Origin of the sequence: Streptomyces sp. NBC_00846 (assembly GCF_045207325.1) — a bacterium.
In the GTDB taxonomy this organism is placed as follows: Bacteria; Actinomycetota; Actinomycetes; order Streptomycetales; family Streptomycetaceae; genus Streptomyces.
This window is the reverse complement of the sequence record NZ_CP108846.1, coordinates 2,808,483-2,830,763: the sequence shown is the minus strand read 5'-3', so window position 1 is coordinate 2,830,763 and position 22,281 is coordinate 2,808,483. Positions and strand designations below refer to the sequence as shown.

General features: G+C 69.5%; 20 protein-coding genes and 2 pseudogenes. 14 read left to right on the top strand and 8 right to left on the bottom strand.

Features of this window, described 5'->3' with window-relative positions; translation table 11 throughout:
• Positions 1–6 precede the first annotated feature (6 nt).
• The 3 genes from OG936_RS12985 to OG936_RS12975 are packed head-to-tail and all read left to right on the top strand — an operon-like array spanning position 7 to position 2,903.
• Positions 7–1,158: a 5-(carboxyamino)imidazole ribonucleotide synthase gene (locus tag OG936_RS12985; RefSeq protein WP_406494714.1), complete on the top strand. Its 1,152-nt coding sequence runs from the start codon at positions 7–9 to the stop codon at positions 1,156–1,158.
• Positions 1,155–1,694, top strand: coding sequence for a 5-(carboxyamino)imidazole ribonucleotide mutase (gene purE, locus OG936_RS12980; protein WP_266746584.1), 540 nt, complete (start codon positions 1,155–1,157; stop codon positions 1,692–1,694). Before OG936_RS12985 ends, purE begins: the two co-directional genes overlap by 4 nt.
• A gap of 6 nt (positions 1,695–1,700) precedes the next feature.
• The gene (locus tag OG936_RS12975; RefSeq protein ID WP_406494713.1) at positions 1,701–2,903 is read left to right on the top strand and encodes a dipeptidase; all 1,203 of its coding nucleotides are present in this window, start codon (positions 1,701–1,703) and stop codon (positions 2,901–2,903) included.
• Between the two features lie 51 nt (positions 2,904–2,954).
• Here the strand turns inward: OG936_RS12975 and OG936_RS12970 are convergent, their stop codons facing one another.
• Positions 2,955–3,317: a VOC family protein gene (locus tag OG936_RS12970; protein WP_266746582.1), complete on the bottom strand. Its 363-nt coding sequence runs from the start codon at positions 3,315–3,317 to the stop codon at positions 2,955–2,957.
• 93 nt (positions 3,318–3,410) lie between these two features.
• On the opposite strand from OG936_RS12970, the gene OG936_RS12965 reads away from it, so the two are divergent.
• Positions 3,411–3,923 carry a CGNR zinc finger domain-containing protein gene (locus OG936_RS12965; RefSeq protein ID WP_406494711.1) on the top strand — a complete coding sequence of 171 codons (513 nt, stop codon included), beginning with the start codon at positions 3,411–3,413 and terminating at the stop codon, positions 3,921–3,923.
• A gap of 22 nt (positions 3,924–3,945) precedes the next feature.
• Here the strand turns inward: OG936_RS12965 and OG936_RS12960 are convergent, their stop codons facing one another.
• Positions 3,946–5,289 (bottom strand): UDP-glucose dehydrogenase family protein, encoded by a 1,344-nt coding sequence (locus OG936_RS12960; protein ID WP_406494710.1) that lies wholly within the window; start codon positions 5,287–5,289, stop codon positions 3,946–3,948.
• Between the two features lie 198 nt (positions 5,290–5,487).
• Here OG936_RS12960 and OG936_RS12955 point away from each other — a divergent pair, with 198 nt between their 5' ends.
• On the top strand, positions 5,488–6,645 hold the full coding sequence (locus OG936_RS12955; RefSeq protein ID WP_406500421.1) for an acyl-CoA dehydrogenase: 1,158 nt from the start codon (positions 5,488–5,490) through the stop codon (positions 6,643–6,645).
• A gap of 140 nt (positions 6,646–6,785) precedes the next feature.
• Here the strand turns inward: OG936_RS12955 and OG936_RS12950 are convergent, their stop codons facing one another.
• On the bottom strand, positions 6,786–7,226 hold the full coding sequence (locus OG936_RS12950; protein WP_406494708.1) for a hypothetical protein: 441 nt from the start codon (positions 7,224–7,226) through the stop codon (positions 6,786–6,788).
• Between the two features lie 152 nt (positions 7,227–7,378).
• Here OG936_RS12950 and OG936_RS12945 point away from each other — a divergent pair, with 152 nt between their 5' ends.
• Together OG936_RS12945 and OG936_RS12940 are read left to right on the top strand one after the other, a co-directional pair.
• Positions 7,379–8,638, top strand: a complete 1,260-nt coding sequence (locus tag OG936_RS12945; protein WP_406494706.1) for a sensor histidine kinase — start codon at positions 7,379–7,381, stop codon at positions 8,636–8,638.
• Positions 8,623–9,267, top strand: a complete 645-nt coding sequence (locus OG936_RS12940) for a LuxR C-terminal-related transcriptional regulator (RefSeq protein WP_406494705.1) — start codon at positions 8,623–8,625, stop codon at positions 9,265–9,267. The genes OG936_RS12945 and OG936_RS12940 overlap by 16 nt, the downstream gene beginning before the upstream one ends.
• A 235-nt stretch (positions 9,268–9,502) precedes the next feature.
• On the opposite strand, the gene OG936_RS12935 is transcribed toward OG936_RS12940, so the two are convergent.
• The 3 genes and pseudogenes from OG936_RS12935 to OG936_RS12925 form a co-directional block, all read right to left on the bottom strand.
• A complete protein-coding gene (locus OG936_RS12935; RefSeq protein WP_406494703.1) occupies positions 9,503–10,411 on the bottom strand; it encodes a hypothetical protein in 909 nt (302 codons plus the stop codon).
• Between the two features lie 33 nt (positions 10,412–10,444).
• Entirely contained in the window at positions 10,445–11,437 is a 993-nt protein-coding gene (locus OG936_RS12930) for a helix-turn-helix domain-containing protein (protein ID WP_406494702.1), read from the bottom strand.
• Positions 11,438–11,718: 281 nt separating this feature from the next.
• A pseudogene (locus OG936_RS12925) lies at positions 11,719–11,961 on the bottom strand (ATP-binding protein); the annotation flags it as partial.
• 111 nt (positions 11,962–12,072) lie between these two features.
• Between OG936_RS12925 and OG936_RS12920 the strand changes: the two are divergent.
• Complete coding sequence (locus OG936_RS12920) at positions 12,073–13,263, top strand: serine/threonine-protein kinase (protein WP_406500420.1); 1,191 nt, start codon at positions 12,073–12,075, stop codon at positions 13,261–13,263.
• Between the two features lie 156 nt (positions 13,264–13,419).
• On the top strand, positions 13,420–13,785 hold the full coding sequence (locus OG936_RS12915; protein ID WP_406494700.1) for a DUF4440 domain-containing protein: 366 nt from the start codon (positions 13,420–13,422) through the stop codon (positions 13,783–13,785).
• A 146-nt stretch (positions 13,786–13,931) separates the two neighbouring features.
• Here the strand turns inward: OG936_RS12915 and OG936_RS12910 are convergent, their stop codons facing one another.
• Together OG936_RS12910 and OG936_RS12905 are read right to left on the bottom strand one after the other, a co-directional pair.
• Positions 13,932–15,848 carry a LamG-like jellyroll fold domain-containing protein gene (locus OG936_RS12910; protein ID WP_406500419.1) on the bottom strand — a complete coding sequence of 639 codons (1,917 nt, stop codon included), beginning with the start codon at positions 15,846–15,848 and terminating at the stop codon, positions 13,932–13,934.
• Between the two features lie 297 nt (positions 15,849–16,145).
• Positions 16,146–16,547 (bottom strand): annotated as a pseudogene (locus OG936_RS12905) (ATP-binding protein); the annotation flags it as partial.
• A gap of 163 nt (positions 16,548–16,710) precedes the next feature.
• On the opposite strand from OG936_RS12905, the gene OG936_RS12900 reads away from it, so the two are divergent.
• The 5 genes from OG936_RS12900 (at position 16,711) to OG936_RS12880 (ending at position 22,214) form a co-directional block, all read left to right on the top strand.
• Positions 16,711–17,589, top strand: coding sequence for a helix-turn-helix transcriptional regulator (locus OG936_RS12900; RefSeq protein ID WP_266752199.1), 879 nt, complete (start codon positions 16,711–16,713; stop codon positions 17,587–17,589).
• Positions 17,586–17,795, top strand: a complete 210-nt coding sequence (locus tag OG936_RS12895) for a DUF397 domain-containing protein (protein WP_266746574.1) — start codon at positions 17,586–17,588, stop codon at positions 17,793–17,795. Before OG936_RS12900 ends, OG936_RS12895 begins: the two co-directional genes overlap by 4 nt.
• Before the next feature lie 295 nt (positions 17,796–18,090).
• Positions 18,091–18,339 (top strand): hypothetical protein, encoded by a 249-nt coding sequence (locus tag OG936_RS12890; RefSeq protein ID WP_266746573.1) that lies wholly within the window; start codon positions 18,091–18,093, stop codon positions 18,337–18,339.
• Positions 18,327–18,770, top strand: coding sequence for a tail fiber domain-containing protein (locus OG936_RS12885; protein WP_406494698.1), 444 nt, complete (start codon positions 18,327–18,329; stop codon positions 18,768–18,770). Before OG936_RS12890 ends, OG936_RS12885 begins: the two co-directional genes overlap by 13 nt.
• Before the next feature lie 435 nt (positions 18,771–19,205).
• Positions 19,206–22,214 carry a carboxypeptidase regulatory-like domain-containing protein gene (locus OG936_RS12880; protein ID WP_406494697.1) on the top strand — a complete coding sequence of 1,003 codons (3,009 nt, stop codon included), beginning with the start codon at positions 19,206–19,208 and terminating at the stop codon, positions 22,212–22,214.
• Positions 22,215–22,281 lie beyond the last annotated feature (67 nt).

The following is a 22,281-nucleotide window of genomic DNA, read 5'->3' as shown; positions in this document are numbered from 1 at the left end:
GGAGGAGTGACGTTCCCGGTAGTCGGCATGGTCGGCGGCGGTCAGCTCGCCCGTATGACCCACGAGGCGGGCATCCCCCTCGGCATCAAGTTCAAGCTCCTCAGTGACACCCCCCAGGACTCGGCGGCCCAGGTGGTGAACGAAGTCGTCATCGGCGACTATCGCGACCTGGAAACCCTGCGCGCCTTCGCGCGCGGCTGTGACGTGATCACCTTCGATCACGAGCACGTACCGACCGAACACCTGCGGGCCCTGGAGGCGGACGGCATACCCGTGCGCCCGGGACCCGACGCGCTGGTGCACGCCCAGGACAAGGGGGTGATGCGCGCGAAGCTCACCGAGATCGGCGCGCCCTGCCCCCGCCACCGCATCGTGCGGGACCCGGCGGACGTCGCGGCCTTCGCGGCGGAGGGCGGGGGCTTCCCCGTCGTCCTCAAGACGGTCCGCGGCGGCTACGACGGCAAGGGCGTCTGGGTGGTCCGCTCCGAGGCGGACGCGGCCGACCCCTTCCGGGCCGGTGTCCCGGTCCTCGCCGAGGAAAAGGTCGACTTCGTACGGGAGCTGGCGGCCAACATCGTGCGCTCGCCGCACGGCCAGGCCGTCGCCTACCCGGTCGTCGAGTCGATCCAGGTCGACGGCGTCTGCGACACCGTGATCGCCCCGGCCCCGGAGCTGGACGAGCGGCTCGCGGGCGAGGCCCAGCAGCTCGCCCTGCGCATCGCCGCCGAACTCGGCGTCGTCGGCCACCTCGCCGTCGAACTCTTCGAGACCCGTGGACCCGACGGGGAGCCCGGCATCCTGATCAATGAGCTGGCCATGCGCCCGCACAACTCCGGGCACTGGACCCAGGACGGCGCGATCACCTCGCAGTTCGCCAACCACGTCCGGGCCGTGCTCGACCTGCCGCTCGGCGACCCGCGCCCGCGCGCCACCTGGACGGTCATGTCCAACGTCCTCGGCGGCGACTACCCGGACATGTACCAGGCGTACCTGCACTGCATGGCCCGCGACCCGCAGCTCAAGATCCACATGTACGGCAAGGACGTGAAGCCCGGCCGCAAGGTCGGACACGTCAACACCTACGGCGACGACCTGGCGGATGTGCGCGAGCGCGCCCGGCACGCGGCCGACTACCTGCGAGGAACGATCACCGAATGACTTCCCCCGCCACCGCCGCGCCCCTCGTCGGCATCGTCATGGGCTCGGACTCCGACTGGCCCGTCATGGAAGCGGCGGCCAAGGTCCTCGACGAGTTCGAGATCCCCTACGAGGTCGACGTCGTCTCCGCCCACCGCATGCCGCGCGAGATGATCGCGTACGGCGAGCAGGCGGCGGACCGTGGTCTCAAGGCGATCGTCGCGGGCGCGGGCGGCGCCGCCCATCTGCCCGGCATGCTCGCCTCCGTCACTCCGCTGCCGGTCATCGGCGTGCCGGTCCCGCTGAAGTACCTGGACGGCATGGACAGCCTGCTCTCCATCGTGCAGATGCCCGCCGGTGTCCCCGTCGCCACCGTCTCGGTCGGCGGCGCACGCAACGCGGGCCTGCTCGCCGCCCGCATCCTCGCGACGCACGACAGCGAGCTGCTGGCCCGGATGCAGGAGTTCCTGCAGGAGCTGAACGACCAGGCGACGGAGAAGGGCAAGCGACTGCGCGCCAAGGTCGAGGGCGCCGACTCCTTCGGCTTCGGGAAGTAGGCCCCGATGGACAAGGCTGAGCAGCTGGAGCGGGCCGCGGAGCTCCTCACCGAATACCCCGTCGTCGACGGGCACAACGACCTGCCGTGGGCGCTGCGCGTCCAGGTCGGCTACGACCTGGACGCCCGCGACATCGCCACCGACCAGTCCGCCCACCTGCACACCGACATTCCGCGGCTGCGCGCGGGCGGTGTCGGCGCCCAGTTCTGGTCGGTCTACGTACCGTCCGACATGGCGGGCGACGAGGCCGTCAGCGCCACCCTCGAACAGATCGACGTGGTCGCCGAGCTGCTGGCCCGATACCCCGCCGACCTGCGGCGCGCCCTGACCGCCGACGACATGGAGGCGGCGCGCGCGGAGGGCCGTATCGCCTCCCTGATGGGCGCCGAGGGCGGCCACTCCATCAACAACTCGCTGGGCACCCTGCGCGCCCTGCACACCCTCGGCGTCCGCTACATGACGCTGACCCACAACGACAACATCGCGTGGGCGGACTCGGCGACGGACGAGCCGGGCGTCGGCGGTCTGTCGCCCTTCGGCCACGAGGTCGTACGGGAGATGAACCGCACCGGCATGCTGGTCGACCTCTCCCACGTGGCGGCCACCACGATGCGCGACGCGCTCGACACCTCCACGGCGCCGGTGATCTTCTCGCACTCCTCGTCGCGCGCGATCTGCGACCACCCGCGCAACATCCCCGACGACGTCCTCGGCCGGCTCCCGGCCAACGGCGGCATCGCCATGGCGACCTTCGTACCGAAGTTCGTCCTCCCGGCGGCCGTCGCCTGGACGCAGGCCGCGGACGAGAACATGCGCGCCCACGGCCTGCACCACCTCGACACCACCGCGCAGGCCATGAAGATCCACGCCGCCTTCGAGGCGGCCAACCCGCGCCCGATGGCCACCGTGGCGACGATCGCCGACCACCTCGACCACATGCGCGAGGTCGCCGGGATCGACCACATCGGCATCGGCGGCGACTACGACGGCACCGCCTTCCTCCCGGAGGGCCTCAGGGACGTCGCGGGCTACCCGAACCTGATCGCGGAGCTCCTCGGCCGTGGCTGGTCCGGCGCCGACCTCGCCAAGCTCACCTGGCGGAACGCGGTACGGGTGCTGCGCGACGCCGAGGACGTCGCACGCGAGCTGAGCACCCGCCGGGCCCCGTCGCACGCCACGATCGGACAATTGGACGCCCGGGCCGGCTGAGCCGGAGCTGTCGCGTGTGTGGGGCACCCCCAGGGGTGCCCCACACGTCTTTTAACACGCACACAGGCAGAACGGGTGCCCGGCGGGATCCGCGTACACCCGGAACGTCCGCTCCCGGTCGTCCGCGTCCAGCACGGTCGCACCCAGCGCGAGCACTTCCTTCTCCGCCGCGTCCAGATCCGGCACGGTCAGATCCAGATGGACCTGCTGCGATCCGTCCGCACTCGGCCACCGCGGCGGTACGAAACCGGGCGCGGCCTGGAACGCGAGGAGCGTGCCCGCGACCCCGGTCAGCTCCAGCCAGTCCTCCCCTCCTGGCACGATCTCTCCGCCGAGCAGCCCGGCGTAGAAACCGGCGAGTGCGGCCGGGTCGGGGCAGTCCAGAACGACGGCACCCAGGGTGGCGACAGCCATGACAATTCCTCCTCCGTCCGGATGGTTACCCCTAAACGGCTTCAGCAGGTAACCGTTACTGCATACTCCCGCACTGGAGGTAACGTCGCAACCATGAATGGGAAGGAATCCGCGCCCGGTGGACTCGCCCTGATCGAGGCCCTGGTCAACACGCTGGACATCGAGACCGGCGCGGACACCCTCGACACGGCGGACGGGTGCGCCGTCTTCGGCCTCGCCGATCCGGACGTCCCTCAGGCCAGGGTCCTGCGCGAGGCGCTCCGTACCGCCTGCCTCGCGCACGCCGGCCACCGCCCGCCGGACGGTCCCGCGGCGCCCCCGCTCGACCGGCTCCTCGCCGGAGCGCCCCTGCGCGTCACCGTGGACGCGGCGGGCGTCGCCGCACTGCGGCCCGTCGCCGAACCGGCCGGGCTGACCGCCCGTGTCGCGGCGGCCATCGCCGCGGCGGCGGCCGACGGAACCTGGGCCCGGCTCAAGGCGTGCGAGGCCGAGGACTGCCAATGGGCGTACTACGACCGCAGCCCGGCGGGGCGCCGTCGCTGGTGCTCCATGTCGGTGTGCGGGGCCCGCGCCAAGATGCGCACCTACCGCGCGAAGCGCGGCTGAAGGTGCGAACGACCGGGCGCTGTCAGGCCTTCGGCCGTCCCATGGCCCGGTACGTCCAGCCGGCCTCGCGCCACAGCTCGCTGTCGAGCGCGTTGCGGCCGTCCAGGATGATCCGGCGGGAGGCGACCTCACCGAGCGCCGCCGGGTCCAGCTCGCGGAACTCCCGCCACTCCGTCAGGTGCAGCACGACGTCCGCGCCGCGCACCGCGTCCAGCGCCGAATCGGCGTAACCGAGGGTGGGGAAGAGCCGTCGGGCGTTGGCCATGCCCTTCGGGTCGAAGACGGTGACCTGGCCGCCCTGCAGATGTATCTGCCCGGCCACGTTCAGCGCGGGCGAGTCCCGTACGTCGTCCGAGTCCGGCTTGAACGTGGCGCCCAGGACCGCCACCCGCTTGCCGAGGAACGAATCGCCGCCCACCGCCTCCCGGGCCAGCTCCACCATGTGGCCGCGGCGCCGCATGTTGATGGAGTCGACCTCGCGGAGGAAGGTCAGGGCCTGGTCCGCGCCCAGCTCACCGGCGCGCGCCATGAAGGCCCGGATGTCCTTGGGCAGACAGCCGCCGCCGAATCCGATGCCGGCCCGCAGGAACTTGGACCCGATCCGCTCGTCGTGCCCGATCGCCTCGGCCAGCTTCTTCACATCGCCGTCGGCGGCCTCGCAGACCTCCGCCATGGCGTTGATGAACGAGATCTTCGTGGCCAGGAAGGAGTTGGCCGCGGTCTTCACCAGCTCGGCGGTCGGGAAGTCCGTCACCACGAACGGCGACCCCTCGGCGACCGGCACCGCGTACACCTCGCGCAGCAGCTTCTCGGCCCGCTCGCTCGCCACCCCGACGACGATCCGGTCCGGGTGCAGGGTGTCCTTGACGGCGAAGCCCTCGCGCAGGAACTCCGGGTTCCAGGCCAGCTCCGCGTCCGAGCCCGCCGGTGCCAGCTCCGCCAGCCGCGCCGCGAGCCGGGCCGCCGAACCGACCGGCACGGTCGACTTCCCGACGACCAGGGCGGGCCGGGTCAGATGCGGCGCCAGCGACTCGAAGGCGGTATCGACGTAACTCATGTCACAGGCGTACTCACCGTGCTTCTGCGGAGTGTTCACGCAGACGAAGTGGACGTCGCCGAAGGCCGCCACCTCTTCCGGGGAGGTGGTGAACCGCAGCCGTCCCGTGGACCCCTCGATGCCCTCGACGTGCTTGCGCAGCAGCTCCTCCAGGCCCGGCTCGTACATCGGGACCCTGCCACTGCTCAGCATCTGGACCTTCTCGGGCACGACATCGAGGCCGAGCACTTCGAAGCCCAGTTCCGCCATGGCCGCGGCGTGGGTGGCGCCGAGGTAGCCGGTGCCGATCACAGTGATCCTGAGGGCCATGTAGTGCTCCTGAGAGATGCGGACAGACGTGCGGTGAACGAGCATAGTCGTGCCCCCGAAGGCCCGGTTTCCGGCTGCCTGAGCACCTTCTCCCACCCCTGTCGCCAAGCTCACGCGCGCATGGCATAGGCCATTTCGAGAACCGGGCCCTAAAATTGGGTTACTTAACGGTAGTTAGCATCTTGGGGAGTGAGCGTCTTGGCGGGTTCGACCGATTTCGACCTGTACCGTCCGGCCGAGGAGCACGAGATGCTCCGGGAGACGGTGCGTGCGCTGGCCGAGGCGAAGATCGCCCCGCACGCGGCAGCGGTCGACGAGGAGGCGCGCTTCCCGCAGGAGGCGCTGGACGCCCTCACCGCCGCGGACCTGCACGCGGTGCACGTACCGGAGGAGTACGGCGGCGCGGGCGCCGACGCCCTCGCCACGGTCATCGTGATTGAGGAGGTGGCCCGCGTCTGCGCCTCCTCCTCCCTCATCCCGGCCGTGAACAAGCTCGGCTCGCTCCCGTTGATCCTGTCCGGCTCCGAGGACCTGAAGAAGAAGTACCTGGGCCCGCTCGCCAAGGGCGACGGCATGTTCTCGTACTGCCTCTCCGAGCCCGACGCGGGTTCCGACGCGGCCGGCATGAAGACCAGGGCCGTGCGCGACGGCGACTTCTGGGTGCTCAACGGCGTGAAGCGCTGGATCACCAACGCGGGCGTCTCCGAGTACTACACGGTCATGGCCGTCACCGACCCGACCAAGCGCTCCAAGGGCATCTCGGCCTTCGTCGTCGAGAAGTCGGACGAGGGCGTCTCCTTCGGCGCCCCGGAGAAGAAGCTCGGCATCAAGGGCTCCCCGACCCGCGAGGTCTACTTCGACAACGTCCGCATCCCCGCCGACCGCATCATCGGCGAGGAGGGCACCGGCTTCGCCACCGCGATGAAGACCCTGGACCACACGCGCATCACCATCGCGGCCCAGGCCCTCGGCATCGCCCAGGGAGCCCTCGACTACGCCAAGGGCTACGTCCAGGAGCGCAAGCAGTTCGGCAAGCCGATCGGCGACTTCCAGGGCGTCCAGTTCATGCTCGCCGACATGGCCATGAAGCTGGAGGCGGCCCGCCAGCTCACCTACTCGGCCGCCGCCAAGTCCGAGCGCCTCGACGGCGATCTCACCTTCTTCGGCGCCGCGGCCAAGTGCTTCGCCTCCGACGTCGCGATGGAGATCACCACGGACGCGGTCCAGCTGCTCGGCGGCTACGGCTACACGCGGGACTACCCGGTGGAGCGGATGATGCGCGACGCGAAGATCACGCAGATCTACGAAGGCACGAACCAGGTCCAGCGCATCGTGATGGCGCGGAACCTGCCGTAGGACGGTTATCGCCCCGGCGTCCGGCCCCCGATGCGCACATCGGGGGCCGGACGTGTGTATGCGGCCAGGAGACCGCGTTGGGCCGGGTATTGCTCGGCCTCGATGTCGTGCCCGACCACCGGTAACGCGCCGACGCCTGGTCAGTGCCCCTTGGGGAAGGCGGCGCGCAGTGCGGAGCCGCGGGTGATGAACGCGACTCGGATGACGGGCAGCATGCAGACGACCTGCATTACGGCGTACCACGGCGGGCAGACACCCGGGATCAGGTCGACGCCGATGACCGCGGTCGGCAGGATGGCGGCGAGGGCGCTCAGGCGCTCGAAGGCCCGTCGAGATCCCCGGGAAGCGGAGACGGTCATCCGGTAGATCAGCACGGTGACTACAGGCAGCAGGACTGCCCGGACCCACATGAACGTGTTCACCATATGGCCGCTGCTCGACACCGCGATGACCGCCAGGAGGGCGCCGGCGCTGAGTGCGCCGTAAACCTTGATGCTGCTCTTCGCCGTGTCGAAGGCCCCTTGGGTGCGGGGGTTGTTGAGGAGTGCTGCCTCGATCGTGGTGCGGGTGTTGGTTTTCATGCCCACCGACGCTACGAAGCGCTTGGCCGACGCGGTATCGGCCTGGACCCACGGGTGGGGTGGGGATAGCCCCACTTCCTGGTAGACCAGGGCAGTAGCGGGCTCCGCGCGGTGCACTGTGGGAGCACCGAACGATAAGCGAGGGAGAAGTCATGCGGCAGCTGGGTTCGTGGGTGGCGCGCGCCTGTGTGGGGTTCGTGCGGGCGTGCGTCGTGGCGGTCGTCAGCATGCTGGTCCCGGCCGTGTGGGCCGCTGCCGTCGCGCTGGGGGTCTGGTGGGGGGCGGGAAACCCGTGGTCGTGGTTGGCGCCGTTCGTGCTGGTGTGCGTGGGCACGCTCGCCCTGTCCCGCCCGGTCTGCCGGATGGTCCGCTTCCTCGTCGAGAGGTGGACCGCCACCGTCATCCCCGCCGGATACCGGCAGGCCGGGCCGGTGACGCGGCTGTCCACCGGGTATTGGTGGAACGGCTTCTCCTACGAGCGCAGCCGTCGGGACGCCGTCCTCGATCAGAAGTGGCGGGTGCGGTGGGGCGACCCCGCCAACTGGCGCGACCTTCGGTTCACGGGGATCGCGCCGCTCACCGCAGGAGTGGTCTCCGCCCTCCCGCCGGCCGCGGTGGCCGCGGCGGTTCTCGGGCTCGGCCGGCCGGGGCTCGCCGCGCGCCTTGTCGGGGCATGCGGCCTGGTCGTGGCCGTCGGCTCCGCTCCGTACGCCTGGCGGATCGTCAAGCCGGTGGCCGTCTGCTTCCTGCGCGCGTCGCCCGCGATGGCGCTGGCGGACCGGGTGGATGAGTTGACCGCCCAGCGCGCGGATGTGACGGTCACACAGGCAGCCGAGATCCGCCGGATCGAGCGGGACCTGCACGACGGCGCGCAGGCTCGCCTGGTCGCGCTCGGGCTCTCCCTGGCGACCGCCGAAAAACTGATGGAGACCGACCCCGACCAGGCCAGGGCACTGATGCGGGAGGCGCGAGCCGGCGCCACCGCCTCGCTGGTCGAGCTCCGCGGGCTGATCCGGGGCATCAGCCCGCCGGTGCTGAACGAGCGGGGACTTGTCGACGCCGTCCGTGCCCTCGCTCTGGACGTCCCCCTCGACGTGGCCGTCAGCGCCGACACCCCGCTGCACCTGGACCCGCCGATCGAGTCCGCCCTCTACTTCGGCATAGCCGAGCTGCTGACCAACGCGGTCAGGCACGCCCAGGCATCCCGGGCGCATGTCTCCCTCACACCGGACGACACGGGCATCCTCGCCGAGGTCGAGGACGACGGCCGGGGCGGGGCCGACGTCCGGGCCGGCGGCGGGCTCGTGGGCCTGCGCCGCCGCCTCGCGGTCTTCGACGGCACCCTGGACATCACCAGCCCGCCGGGCGGCCCGACCCGTGTCAGGATGGCGGTGCCATGCGAATCGTTGTAGCCGAAGACCTCTACCTCCTGCGCGACGGAATGGTCCGCCTGATCGAGGCGTGCGGGCACCAGGTGGTGGCGACGGCCGCCACCGGGCCCGAGACGCTCGACGCACTGCGGACGTGGCGCCCGGACGTGTCCGTCATCGACGTCCGCATGCCGCCGAACCAGTCGGACGAGGGCCTGCGGGCGGCACTCGCCGCCCGCAGCGAGATGCCCGGACTGCCGGTCCTCATCCTCTCCCAGCACGTCGAGCAGCTGTACGCCCGGGAGCTCCTGGCCGACGGCTCCGGCGGCGTCGGCTACCTCCTCAAGGAGAGCGTGTTCGACGCCGACCAGTTCATCGGCGCCCTGGAGCGCGTCGCGGGCGGCGGGACAGCCATGGACCCGGCCGTGATCGCGAAGCTGCTGTCCAGCAGTTCCCCGAACCGGGGACTCGAGCAACTCACCGAACGCGAGTGCTCCGTGCTGGGCCTCATGGCCGAGGGACTGTCCAACCAGGCCATCGGCCGCCGCCTCTTCCTCAGCGAGAGCGCCATCAGCAAGTACACCACCTCCATGTTCGGCAAGCTCGGCATCACCGACGACGACACAAACCGCCGCGTCCGCGCCGTCCTCACCTACCTGAACAAGCCGTAGCTTGATCCGGGCGCCTGGCACGTACACCGGACTTACTCGTACTCGCCGTCCGTATCCCATCCGGTGTCCCACTCGTCGCCGTGGAGCAGGTGTTGACCTCGTCCTCGGTCAGTTCCGTCTCGTCCATGGCCCTGACGAAGTCCACCACCATCTCCGGGACATCCTCCGGCTTCGGGAAACACCCCATGCGCTGGTACGACTTCAGCATCAACAGCGGTTCACAGCCAGGGTGGGGCTACTCCTCGGCGAAGACTTCCTCGACGGTGGCGGCGGTGGCCGCGCGGTTGAGCCACTCGTGCAGGAGCTGAGGGTCGTCGCAGCCGGTGATCTTCTCCCGGATCTCGTCGGTGATGGCGAGACCGCGCACGGCGAGGATGAGCAGGAGCCCTTCGGCCCGTCCTCTGGCCCGGCCTTCGGCCCGGCCTTCGGCTCGGCCTTCGGCTCGGCCTTCGTCCCGGATTTCTTCCGACATGAAGGACTTGTAGAAAGAGAGGTCCACGGCCACCAGATTCCTCCACTGTTGTGCGGCCGGGCGGTTGCCCAGGCCTTGTGCGGTGAGTTCGACGATGGGGTCGGCGATTGCTTCCGGTGTGTCCCGCAGTGCGGCGGACAGGGTTTTCAGTATGGCACCGACGTCCGGATTGTCGGCGTGTGTGATGGCGGCCAGGGTGGCGAGGGCGAGGTCCTTGCGGGCCTCGGCCACATCAGTGATGACGGGCATGTTGTGCGGCCCCGCGACGAGGGGGTTCAGGGCGAGTGTCTGCCATTGTCGGACGCCGATGGAGATGGGGCGTGCGGCCCATTCGGCGGTGGCGTGGTCCTGGCAGACGACCAGTAACAGGATGGGCAGCCCGTATCTGTTGTGGAGATAGCTGACGTAGTACGGCCAGCTGACGGTCTTGCGCGGGTCCTTCTTGCCCTGGGCTTCGATGGCGAGGAGAAAGGGCCCGTCGTGTTCCGTGTCGATGCGTAGGAGAGTGTCCACTCGGCGTTCGACGGGACGGGCTTCGGTGAGATCGGTGGGCAGGGCCGTGGCCGAGGTGGGTGGCGGGATGTCGACTCCGAGCACTTCGGAGACACGGGAGAAGAGACCCGGGTACTCCTGGAAGATGCGGTGCATTGCCTCGTGGGGCGAGCTGACCATGTAGGTCCGTTCGGGTTGTGGGTGGTGTTCCGGTCAGGCGGCTGTGTGCAGTTCGGTGCGGCAGTCGTGGCAGTGGCCGGGGTGGCGGGAGCGGAAGGCGCGGTCGCAGCCGTCGCAGGTCTGGAGCGGGATGACGGTGACGCCGGGGCGTGCGGGCGCGAGGTCCTTGGCGCCGGGCAGCGGCGGTGGCAGGAGCGTCGTGATCCGGTGTCGGAGGAGTTTCGCCGGGTGCTTCAGTGGGACGGGGAGGTCGTTGGTGAGGGCGTGGCGGATGGTGTCGGGGCGGGTATCGCGTTCGAGCCAGGTGGCGACGCCCGGGGTCAGGGTGTGGATGTCGTTCTCGGAGAGGGCGAGTTGGGGTGCGTGGCGGCGCAGGTCGGCGAGGAGCGCGGCGGCTGCGCGGTGCAGTTCCGGGGTGAGTCCCCGGGGCTGCGGGAGCGGCGGGGGCAGTTTCCTGGGGGCGGTGGGAGCCGGTACGAAGACGGGGGCGGGGCGCGGTTCGGGCGTCCGCTGCGGTGCGGGCGGTGGCGGCGCCTCGGAGGAGGCGGGGAGCGGTTCGGCGGCGGGCTCGCGTGGCGGCGGCTGTGCTGTGGACCGCGGGGCTGCCGGTTTGGTGCGCCTGGTCCGCGGCTCAGGAGCTGCGGTGGTGGACCCGGTTGCACCCGGCTGGTTGTAAGAGACCGTGCGCGTCACGATGCGGCCGTCGGGGAGACGTACGCGGCTGCGGTGGAGGTAGCCGGCGGCTTCCAGCTCGCGCAGGGCGGCGGCGATGCGGGTCTCGCTCTCCGGGAAGCGTTCGGCGAGCCTCTTGACGCCGATCTTGGCTCCGGCGGGCAGCGATTGGATCTGTAAGGCGAGCCCGATCGCGGTGAGGGAAAGCCCGCGGTGCTGGGCGAGATGGTTGCCGATGACGGTGAAGCCTCCGGCGTGCCGGAAGTTGATGTGGATGACACCGGACGACGGTGTGGCGTCCCCGGATGCGGGGGACGAGGCGCACGGGGGCGCGGTAATCTGCTGGGTATCCATCGGGAAGGGCCTAACTTCCTCGGTGGTCAGGCCCTCGGTCGAGATTGGCGTCTCGTCGGGGGCCGTCGCATGTCTGTAGTTGTCGCGGCGAGCATATGCCAGCCAACCCGTATGAAATCCAGCCCAGTTGCCATATGTCACCCGGGCGAGTGACGAGGCCGGGATGGGGTCGGGTTTGGGTGGGGAGGGTAATTTCCCCAAGTTCTTTAAAGCTTTATGCGTCGTGGGACGCGGCGACGTGGTCCACCGGGTCGTGGGTGTCCGCGACCCGGTGAAGGCGGTCACGGTGCGAGGTTGAGTTCGACCCAGATCGTCTTGCGTGGGACGGGCCCGAGATCGATGCCCCAGCGGTCGGCGAGTGCCTCGACGATGAGGAGGCCGCGCCCGGATTCCGCGTCGTCGGCGGGGGCGGACGTGGTACCGGGCGTGGGAGGTAGTTGCTCGCTCCGGGTGTCGGTCACCTCGATCCGCAGGAGTGCGTCGCGGTGGGCGGTGAGGCTCAGTTGGAAGTCCCGGCCCCTTACGGTCTTCCAAAGGATCAAGCCTCGATCAAACCCGGAACGGTTCACAGCTGCTGGGGACGCAGGGCCCTGAGTCATACTGGGGCGCCGGGGCACGGGAGGGGCATGCAGCGTATGAGGTATGGGGCAGACAGTGCGGGCCTGCCGGAGCATATCGGCGGGTACGCCGTGGAGCGGGAGTTGGGTGCCGGCGGGATGGGCACCGTCTACCTGGCCCGCTCGCGAGGCGGACGTGCGGTGGCCGTGAAGGTAGCGCGCCCAGAGCTCGCGGCCGACCCGCACTTCCGGGAGCGGTTCCGCGCCGAGGTTGCGGCCGCGCGCAGCGTAGGCGGCTTCCACACGGCCCCTGTGGTGGACGCGGACCCGGCGGCGGCCGCGCCCTGGCTGGCCACGGCCTACGTTCCCGGGCCGACGCTCGCCGCGCTACTCGAGGCGGAGGGGCCGATGGACGAGGCGCAGCTGCGGCAGCTAGGTGCGGCTCTCGCCGAGGCGCTAGAGGCGATCCACGGCTGTGGCTTGGTGCACCGTGACCTGAAACCCGGAAATATCATCATGGCTGCGGACGGCCCGCGGGTCCTGGACTTCGGTATCGCGAGGGCGTTGGAGTCGACCCGTCTGACGGCCACTGGCATGGCCTTCGGAACACCGGGGTTCTTGGCGCCCGAGCAGGCGCAGGGGCAGGAAGTGGACGGCGCTGCTGATGTGTTCGCTTTGGGTGCTGTGCTCGTTGCGGCAGCGCGTGGCAGCGCGTTCGGGGCGGGCACGCCGATGGGCATGATGTATCGATCGGTGCATGAGCCACCGGATCTGACCGCTGTGCCAGATGGCCTGCGCCCGGTCGTGGCGTCGTGCCTGGCGAAGGGCCCGGATCAACGGCCGACGCCAGGACACCTGTTGGATCTGATCGCGCCGGCCACCGCGAGATACTCCTCCACGGTGGCCTTTCCCCCTCCCCCGTCTCATGCACCGCGCAGCGCTGTCCCGATGCACCAGGCCCCGACCGAATCCGCCCCTGCGGGCGAGGCGCCGGCTGACACCGACCTCGCCTTCGTGGCGGTCGCGCTGGAGACCGCGCTCTTGATTGACGCCATGGGCGTCACTCTCGACTCCAAGTCCGGGGCTCTGCAGTTCACCTGGGCCGAGATCAGCGTCGTCGAATACGCGGCCGAGGGACCCAAACACCTCAGAGTCACCGTCCGCCTCTATGACGGCACAACCCACCAGTGCCTGCTCGCCGCTCGCAGACGGAGCCGCCTCCAGGAGTGGCTCAAGGACCTGCCATTGATCCTGGAGTGCTTCACATAGCCGCCCGCACCACAGCAGCGGCGGCTGTACACAATGACCGCTTCTCAGCTGTTCTGTCGCAGCGAACGTTGAGCGTTCTCACCGAAGGCGGGTCGCTGCTCGCGATGCGTGAACTATTCGTTGTGACGTGACGAGGGACGTCCGTAGGGTTCGTGCATGGCAGACGAGAGTGAGCGGGCCGTTCAAGCGGCCATTGAGGCAGAGATGCGGCTTCTCGACCCTGACGTGCGTGCTTCGCCGGCCCTGGTCTCGGAGCTCCTGGACCCAGAGTTCCTCGAGATCGGAGCGTCGGGGCGGCGCTGGGACGCGACGTCGATCCTCGCGGTGACGAGTGACGGTTCGGTGGTCCCCGAAGCTCCGGTCAAGGTCAGCGAGATGTCGGGGGCCGTACTCGCTCCCGGCATCGTTCATCTGACGTACTTCGCCGACCACAGTGGGCGCCGAGCATGGCGGAGCTCCGTGTGGCGTCTGACGGAAGTGGGCTGGCGCATGTACTTTCACCAGGGCACTTTGACGAGCTGAGCGATCAGTGGCCGCCGGGTCTCCGTCGGCGCGGGCAAAAGGGGCATGCACTGCAATAGGGGTGTAGCCCTTCACGACGGGGGATGCGTGAAGGGCTACACGTACATAATGACCGCTGGTCAGGTTGTCATCAACTGACCGCCCGGTCAGTGGGGCGGCGGAGTCGGGGCCGTCATGAAGTCCCGCACGTGCAGGGGACGTTCGACGATCCGGATGTCGCCGAGCCAGCCGTGCATCAACTGGTCGAGCCTGCCTCCGTACTCGTAGGCGCCGAGCAGCCAGGGCAGGCCCAGGGTGGCGAGACCGGTGGTGCGGGTGGCGGGGTTGCGGGCGACTGTGCAGCCGTCGACGTACATCGTCGTGTGCTTCTCGTCGTTGACGATCGCCACATGCCACCATCGCTCACGCAGCAGCTCATGGCTCCAGTTGGTGACGACCCCCGGCTGGTTCAGCGGCGCCGCCGCCCACTGGAGCCCGGGGCCGTCCGATACGGAGAGGGTGGCGACGGGCTCCTCCGGGTCGCCGGAGGTCTTGCCGGCCGCCCCGAGCGTGCCGCCGCGGCTGAGCACGGCGCCCCAGGCGTTGCGTCGGGCGTCCCAGTCGGCGGGGAGGCGGAGGAAGGCCTCGATGGTGTAACCGGACCTGAACGTCTTGGTGTTGAGCGGTGCGTTGTTCTCCGTACGCAGATACGCGCCCCGCAGCGGCGGCTTCGAGCCGTCGAAGTAGAGGCTGCCGTGACCGGGCTGGTCGGGGTGGTGGGCGGTGGACCAGCGCAGCGCGTCGGGTGCACTGCCGGGGACGGCTTCGCGCACCAGGTCGTTGCGGTACCCGGACAGGTCGGGGACGCGCAGGCCGGCGTCGGCGGCAGAACCGTCCTGGTGTGAAGGGGAGTCGAAGCGCCAGTAGGCGACGGTGCCCGGTATCAGCAGCTGCTTCGCCGGGCGGGGGCCGCGCACGGGCACGGGCGCGAAGCCCGCGAAGCGCTTCTCGAAGTCGATGGGGACGGCGAAGCGGTCCTGCGGACCGGTCAGTTCGATCTCGCCGCGCTCCAGGTCGTTGAGCCTCTCGCCCGCGCGGCCGAGGACCCACGGGGAGATCGTCTCCACGTCGATGGTGTTCCTGGCCAGGTCGAAGCGGTAGAGGCGGATCATGGCGCCGCCGCCGTAGTAGCGGTTCTGGTAGTTGGTGATGTGCAGATGGACGTCGTTGCCCGCGGTGTTCTTACGGGTGGTGCGCCCGGCGGGCCAGTAGTGGCCGTTGAGGGTGAGGAAGATCTGGTCGTGCCCGGCTATCAGCTCGTCCCACAGATGCTTTCCGTGGCCGGAGAGTTCGGCCTCGTCGCCGTCCGCGTTCGCGTACACCAGCTCGTGGGTGGTGAGGATGACGGGCGTGTCCGGGTGCTGGGCGATGACGTCCTTCGCCCAGGCGAGCCCGGCCGCCGACGGCCGCCAGTCGAGCGCCAGCACCAGCCACTCGCGGCCGGCGGCGCGGAACAGGTGGTACGTGTTGTAGCCGTCCGGGGTCGCCCCGCCGAACGTCGGCAGGCGCCGCATCCGCTGCGGGCCGAAGGTGTCCAGGTACGGGGTGCGGCCGCGCCGGTCGTCGGTGGACGACTCGATGTCGTGGTTGCCCGCGACGACGCTGTAGCCGACCCGCCGCCGGTCGAGCAGCTCGAACGCCTCGCCGATCGCCGCGAATTCGCCTGCCTGGCCGCTCTCGGTGAGGTCGCCCAGATGGGACAGGAAGACGATGTTCTCGTCGCGCCCGTGATCGAGGACGTAACGCAACGACGCCTCGACCGGGGCCTTGTTGATGCTCGCCCCGTCGAAGAGGTACTGGGTGTCGGGCATGACGACGAGCGTGAACCGGGGGCTCTCCGGATCGGGTCGCCAACCGGGCGTGGCGGCACCGGCGTTCTGCTGGGGGAGAGCCGCGGCGGGGGCGGCGGACACGAGCCCCGTGGCCGCGGCGGCGGCACCGGTGAGCGCGGCGGCCCGCAGGAACGTACGACGCCCGGCGTCGGGCAGGAGTGGTCCGTCGGGCTGGTGGAGGGGGCTGCACATGAGTGTCTCCGCGGAGGACGATCGTCGGGGGGTGATCGTCTGCAAGCTAGCCGCGGGACCGGGGGAGGAATGGCCCGTAAGGGCGACACCCGGGCGAAGACTCCATGAATTGCCCGCTTCGGGGCCCGCGGTGGGGAGGTGAGGCGGTGGGGCTGCTACTCGGACGACATGATCCTCTCCAGTGGGGACCCGTTCTCCCGCCCGGCAGCGGTTGCCGCACTGAGGGAGCTCACTCACGCTGTCCAGGGCTACGGCTTCGAGCCTCACGCGCACCCTGTCGACGGCCTCGTCGCCTATGCGTGGGACGGGCCCGAGGTCGATGCCCCAGCGGTCGGCGAGGGCCTCGACGATGAGGAGGCCGCGCCCTGATTCCGCGTCGTCGGCGGGGGCGGACGTGGTGCCGGGCGTGGGAGGTAGTTGCTCGCTCCGGGTGTCGGTCACCTCGATCCGCAGGAGTGCGTCGCGGTGGACGATGAGGCTCAGTTGGAAGTCCCGGCTCCTTACGCGGCCATGGACGGTGGCGTTCGTGGCCAACTCGGCGACGATGTGCGCGGCTGACTCCGAGGGGAGCCCCCAATCCCCGAGATGAGCCGTGGCGAGCAGACGGGCAAGTCGCGCGCCCCGGCGGGTGGGGGAGAGCAGCACCGTGAACTGCCGGGTGGGAGCGGAGTGTTCGGTTCGGGTGATTTCTTGAGTCACGTCACTCAGCGTGGCCGCGCCTGCGTACCGTGAATAGCGACGAGCCGCTTACGTACGGTGATTGTCCCGCGCTTGTCCAGTGCTGTCCCGGCTGTCCGGGGTGACGTGCTGGGGACGAGCAGGGTTGAGCAAGAACGGCATGCACATCGGAAGTGGGGCACGGATGAGCGTGGATGAGGCTGGTACGGGGCGCGGGGACTACGGAGCGGACGAGCCCGGCTGGGACGTCGATCCTGACGACGAGTCGGGGGTGGCGGTGGTCGCTGCGGTGGGCCGCCAGATCAAGGCGTGGCGGGAGTCGGCGGGGCTGCGGGCCGGCGAGTTCGGGACCGCGATCGGGTACGGGGAGGACCTGGTCTACAAGGTGGAGGGCGGGCGGCGCATCCCTCGTCCGGAGTTCCTGGACAGGGCGGACGAGGTGCTGCGGGCGGGCGGGAAGCTCGCGGCGATGAAGCGGGATGTGGCGGAGGTCCGGTACCCGAAGAAGATCCGGGAGCTTGCGAAGCTGGAGGCGCAGGCGGTCGAACTCTCGGCGTACGGGAGCCACAACCTTCACGGTCTGTTGCAGACGGAGGAGTATGCGCGGGCGCTGTTCGGGATGCGGCGGCCCGCGTTCTCGCAGGATGAGGTGGAGAGGCTGGTGGCTGCTCGTGTAGCCCGGCAGTCCATCTTTGACCGCTCGCCTGGCCCGGAGCTCAGCTTCGTCCAGGAAGAGGTGACACTGCGGCGCCACCTTGGGGGCAGAATGGTGTTGCGCCGACAGCTTGAACGCCTTTTGGAAGTGGGGCAGTTGCGGAACGTCGAGATCCAGGTGATGCCGACCGGCCGCGACGATCACGCCGGAATGGGCGGCGAGATGCAGGTGCTGAAGTTCAGGGACGGCTCGGCGGTGGGGCGCTCCGAGGGAGACTTCGGCAGTCGCCCGGTCTCTGACCCGAAGTATCTCCGGATCGTTGAGCTGCGGTGTGGGATCATCCGGGCTCAGGCTCTCACGCCTCGGGAGTCGCTGGCCTTCATCGAGCAAGTGCTGGGAGAGACATGATCAGCGAGACCTCTGCCGGAGACGCTTCCCGGCTGGAGTGGTTCAAGAGCAGCTACAGCGACAGCAGCAACAGCAATGAATGCGTCGAGGTCGCGACCACCCCAGGCGCGGTGCACGTCCGCGACTCAAAGAACCTGCCGGGGCCCCGGCTCGCCTTCGGTGCGGGCGCGTGGGCGGGTTTCGTCTCGCACGCCGCCCGTCACTGATCCACACGTACTTGCGCCCCGCGCCTGGTTGATGCCGGGGCGGGGCGCGCTGCTGTCAGAAGAACCTTGCAACTCCCCAGCCAGGCCCCCGGTCAACAGTCCGGTAGTCCCCGCTCGGACACCAGGGGGCAAGTAACCCGTCGGTAGGTTCCGAGGGCTTGGTCGCTGCCGTTTCCTGGCGCTGGGTGCTTCGTCGGCTGGGTCTGGTCAATGTCTGGTCGTGCTGCTCGTGACCGACGGGGGGCGGTGTCGTTGCTTGGTTGATCTGATCTCTGACTACCCCGGAGCGTGCTTCATGTCTCTTGCCGCAGCTACCCGACTTGCCGCAGTGTCCTCCGCTGCGATCGCCGCCGTGTCGGTGTGCCTGGGCGCAGCCTCGGCTGCCGAGGCCGCGGAGCCCGCGCAGGTGCGGGCGGTGGAGCACAGCACCGCCCCGGCCGACAACGACCCCGGGGTCTCCACTCAGTTCGTCCCGCTGGGCAGTCTGCTGTTCTCCGACCGGGCCGTAAAGACCAGCGTGAGCCCGGTGCGATGGGATCGCTGACCCAGCGCCTCCACCGCGCCCGGACCGCCGGCATTCGGGCCTACCGGGCGCGCCTGCACCCCGACACACCCAGCCCCGCCGGAATGACGTCCACAGCCTCCGGGGAAACAGTCGCCGAGGCGGGTGACGGCGTGAACGGGTTCGACGTCCTTGCCCGAGTGGTCCGTCTGCCGGTAAGCACATGGCGGTACCGGTGGGAGGACGACGAAGTGCGCCACCTGGGGCCGATGGCACAGGACTGGCGGGCCCACCTCGGCCTGGGAGCCGACGACAAGACGATCTGCTGCACCGATGCCAACGGCGTTGCCATCGTTGCGATTCAGGCACTTCACCGGCAACTCGCCGACCTTCAGGCTGAGGTCAGGGAACTCCGGGCGCAGAAGGTCGAACCGGCAGCACACGCACCTGGTGCGGAGACCCCGCGGGTCTGACCGTCTCAACTGCTGCACCTGGCTGTGGCTGGGTGCAGCGGTTGCGAATGGGATGACGCGGCGCTGTCGCCCGACACATCGCCGAGCACGATCCGACCGTCCGTCGCCGTCGGTGAACTCCAGAACGTACCGGCGGGTTACTTGCTCCCTGGTGTCCGAGCCAGGACTGCCGAGCCGAAGCTGATGGATCATCACAAATGTGCGGGTCCATGGTAGATCGTGTATCCGCCATGGCGGTCTTGTCGAGAGCATGGCAACGATGTTTAGTTGTCCCGGCGGATGAATCCATCTGCTGTCGACCGAGAACCAGCGCACGGGTCGACCCCAGTTCAGCTGCATGGGAGTCACACATTGCGCACTTCGAGGCATTCCAGACCGGCCGCGCGGAGGATCTCCGCGCGACTGGCCGCTTTCACCGCGGCGGCCGTCGCAGTCATGGCTGCGGGCTTACCCGTCGCCCAGGCTGCCACCGGCGCCGAGGCAGCCGCTCCGGGCACCGTCGCCACCGCGACGCATCCCGGGGGCGGTCTCGCCACCCTCCAAGTCGGCTCGCACGGCGAGATCTCCGGCGCCGTCACCGACAGCTCCGGCAAGGCGCTTTCCGGCGCCTCCGTCGTAGCCGGTATCTACCGGTCGACCACCGACGCCCAGGGGCACTACAACCTGACAGTGCCGCCTGACACTTACAACATGGCCGCGTACGCTTACGGGTACGAGCCCAAGAAGGCCCACGGCGTCGTCGTCGACGACGGTACGGTCACGATGGACTTCGCGCTGGACTCGGTGGCCCGGCAGACCGTGACCGGTAAGGTGACCGACGGCTCCGGCCACGGCTGGCCGCTCTACACGAAGATCACCATCGATGACGTGCCCGGCGCCCCGGTCTTCACCGACCCGTACACCGGCGCGTACAGCGTCGACCTGCCGCAGGGCGCTGACTACACCCTGCGCTTCACCTCCGTGTACCCCGGCTACAAGGAGGTCACCAAGCAGGTGACCGTGGATGACGCGGCGCAGACCGTGAACGTCGCGGTCCCGGCGGACGCCCAGGCGGCCACGGCGCCCGGTTACCAGGTCAAGCGGTCCGGCCCGACCGAGCCCTTCGACTCCACCGCCGGCGCCCCCGAGGGCTGGAGCGTGGTCAACGCCGATGGCACCACCGGCGGCTGGTCCTTCGACGACTTCGGTAAGCGGGGTAACAAGACCGGTGGTTCCGGCGCCTTCGCCATGGTCGACAGTGACAAGATCGGCAGCGGCAAGAAGCAGGACAGCTCGCTGATCACGCCGGTCATCGACCTGACCGGCAACGACAGCCCGCAACTGGAGTTCGACACCGACTACAAGAGCTTCAGCAACCAGACCGGCAACATCGACGTCAGCACTGACGGCGGTGCGACCTGGACCAACATCTGGAACCGCACCACCACCCTGACCGGCCCCGCCCATGTCGAGCTTCCGCTGACCGACTACGCCGGGAAGCCCGGCGTGCAGCTGCGGTTCCACTTCACGGGCAGCTACGGCTACTGGTGGGAGCTTGACAACGTATTCGTGGGCAAGCGGACCTACGAGCCTGTCAACGGTGGTCTGGTGGCCGGTGCCGTGAAGGACGCCAACACCGACGACGCCGTCGTCGGAGCCACTGTCGTCAACACCGACGCCCCGCAGGACAAGGCCATCACCGCGGCCACCCCGGACGACCCGGCGCTCGGCGGCGGCTTCTACTGGATGTTCAGCTCCAAGACCGGCAGCCACACCTTCACCGCCTCCAAGTCGCACTACGCCGACCTGGACAAGTCGGTGGACGTGGCGGCGGACAGCGTCAACAAGGCGAACTTCAGCCTGAAGGCCGGCAAGCTGGCGTTCACCCCCGGCTCGATCGACAAGACGGTCGACTGGGGCAAGAAGGCCACCCAGAACCTGACGGTGAAGAACACCGGCGGTGCGCCTGCCAGCCTCACCCTGGGCGAGCAGCCGGGCGGCTTCACCCAGCAGCTCAAGGGCGGCGCGCCGCTCAACCTGGTGAAGGGCAACTACTCCCCGCTGGCCCTCAGCAAGGGCAAGACCTCGGATGCGGCTCCGGCGGCCAACGCGGCCGGTGACGCCTGGCAGCCGGTGGCCAACCTGCCGACCACTGTGCAGGACAACGCGGTCGCCGTCCACGACGGCAAGGTCTACTCCGCCTTCGGCTACACCGGCAGCGCGGACACCAACGCGCTGTACGCCTACGACCCCGACAGCGGCTCCTGGACCAAGCTGGCCTCCGCGGCCGACACCCGCGAGGGCAGCCCGGCCCACGGCTTCATCGGCGGCAAGCTGTACGTGGTCGGCGGCTGGGGTGGCGACGGCGACCCCGACGCCAAGCTGGAGGTCTACGACCCGGCGTCGAACAGCTGGTCCACCAAGGCGTCCTCGCCCAAGCCGTACGCCGGTTCGGGCAGCGCGGTGCTCGGCGGCAAGCTTTACGTCGTCGGCGGCTGCACCAGCAGCTGTGGCACCACGGACGCCACGGTCTACGACCCGTCGTCGGACAGCTGGTCCCAGATCGCCTCCTACCCGGAGCCGATCTCCTGGCAGTCCTGCGGCGGCATCGACGGCAAGCTCTACTGCGCCGGCGGCAGCGGCGGCAGCAGTACGACCAAGCACGCCTACGTCTACGACCCGGGCGCCGACAGCTGGTCGTCCGTCGCCGACATGCCCGCAGACCTGTGGGGTTCGGCGTACAGCGTGGGCAACGGCAAGCTGCTGGTCTCCAGCGGTGTCGTCAACAACAGCGCCGCCATCACCAACCAGGGCTACGCCTTCGACCCGGGCACCGGCAGCTGGACCGCCCTGCCCAACGCCAACACCAGCGTCTACCGTGTGGGGGCTGCCTCCGGCTTCTACAAGGTCGGCGGCAACCCCGGCGGCAGCTCGACGCCGCCGGTGTCCACCGTCGAGGTGCTGCCCGGCTACGACCAGGGCGGCGAGTCCTCGGACGTCAGCTGGCTGTCCACGAGCAAGGACAAGGTGACACTCCAGCCCGGGGAGAGCACCACGATCACCGTCGGCCTGGACGCCACGGTCCCCGAGGTCACCCAGCCCGGCGACTACACCGCGGCGCTGACCGTCCAGACCGACACCCCGTACGCCGGTGTCCCGGTCGACGTAAAAATGCACGTCAGCCCGCCGAAGGACTGGGGCAAGTACGCCGGCACCGTGCTCGGCGCCGACGGCAAGGGCGGCACCGCGCCACTGGCCGGGGCGACCATCCAGATCAGCGCCTCGACGACGAGCTACACCGTGCGGACCGCCAAGGACGGCACCTTCGCCCTGTGGTTCGACACCCGCAACAACCCGGTCACCGTGGTCGTGGCCAAGGACGGCTACCAGCCGGTGACCGCCACGGTGAAGCTCAAGAAGGGGGAGACGACGACCGGCAACTTCACGCTGAAGAAGGCCTCGTGACCCTGTTCCCGTGAAACAGCGCGGGCCGGCCCCTCGGGGCCGGCCCGGGCCCTACGTGAAGCAGGGC

Bases quoted from the DNA above. Each gene is read 5' to 3' on its own strand.
- purE (WP_266746584.1), top strand. From the start codon at position 1,155: ATGACTTCCCCCGCCACCGCCGCGCCCCTCGTCGGCATCGTCATGGGC.
- OG936_RS12975 (WP_406494713.1), top strand. From the start codon at position 1,701: ATGGACAAGGCTGAGCAGCTGGAGCGGGCCGCGGAGCTCCTCACCGAA.
- OG936_RS12970 (WP_266746582.1), bottom strand. From the start codon at position 3,317: ATGGCTGTCGCCACCCTGGGTGCCGTCGTTCTGGACTGCCCCGACCCG.
- OG936_RS12965 (WP_406494711.1), top strand. From the start codon at position 3,411: ATGAATGGGAAGGAATCCGCGCCCGGTGGACTCGCCCTGATCGAGGCC.
- OG936_RS12960 (WP_406494710.1), bottom strand. From the start codon at position 5,289: ATGGCCCTCAGGATCACTGTGATCGGCACCGGCTACCTCGGCGCCACC.
- OG936_RS12950 (WP_406494708.1), bottom strand. From the start codon at position 7,226: ATGAAAACCAACACCCGCACCACGATCGAGGCAGCACTCCTCAACAAC.
- OG936_RS12945 (WP_406494706.1), top strand. From the start codon at position 7,379: ATGCGGCAGCTGGGTTCGTGGGTGGCGCGCGCCTGTGTGGGGTTCGTG.
- OG936_RS12940 (WP_406494705.1), top strand. From the start codon at position 8,623: ATGCGAATCGTTGTAGCCGAAGACCTCTACCTCCTGCGCGACGGAATG.
- OG936_RS12935 (WP_406494703.1), bottom strand. From the start codon at position 10,411: ATGGTCAGCTCGCCCCACGAGGCAATGCACCGCATCTTCCAGGAGTAC.
- OG936_RS12930 (WP_406494702.1), bottom strand. From the start codon at position 11,437: ATGGATACCCAGCAGATTACCGCGCCCCCGTGCGCCTCGTCCCCCGCA.
- OG936_RS12920 (WP_406500420.1), top strand. From the start codon at position 12,073: ATGAGGTATGGGGCAGACAGTGCGGGCCTGCCGGAGCATATCGGCGGG.
- OG936_RS12915 (WP_406494700.1), top strand. From the start codon at position 13,420: ATGGCAGACGAGAGTGAGCGGGCCGTTCAAGCGGCCATTGAGGCAGAG.
- OG936_RS12910 (WP_406500419.1), bottom strand. From the start codon at position 15,848: ATGTGCAGCCCCCTCCACCAGCCCGACGGACCACTCCTGCCCGACGCC.
- OG936_RS12900 (WP_266752199.1), top strand. From the start codon at position 16,711: ATGAGCGTGGATGAGGCTGGTACGGGGCGCGGGGACTACGGAGCGGAC.
- OG936_RS12895 (WP_266746574.1), top strand. From the start codon at position 17,586: ATGATCAGCGAGACCTCTGCCGGAGACGCTTCCCGGCTGGAGTGGTTC.
- OG936_RS12890 (WP_266746573.1), top strand. From the start codon at position 18,091: ATGTCTCTTGCCGCAGCTACCCGACTTGCCGCAGTGTCCTCCGCTGCG.
- OG936_RS12885 (WP_406494698.1), top strand. From the start codon at position 18,327: ATGGGATCGCTGACCCAGCGCCTCCACCGCGCCCGGACCGCCGGCATT.
- OG936_RS12880 (WP_406494697.1), top strand. From the start codon at position 19,206: ATGGCTGCGGGCTTACCCGTCGCCCAGGCTGCCACCGGCGCCGAGGCA.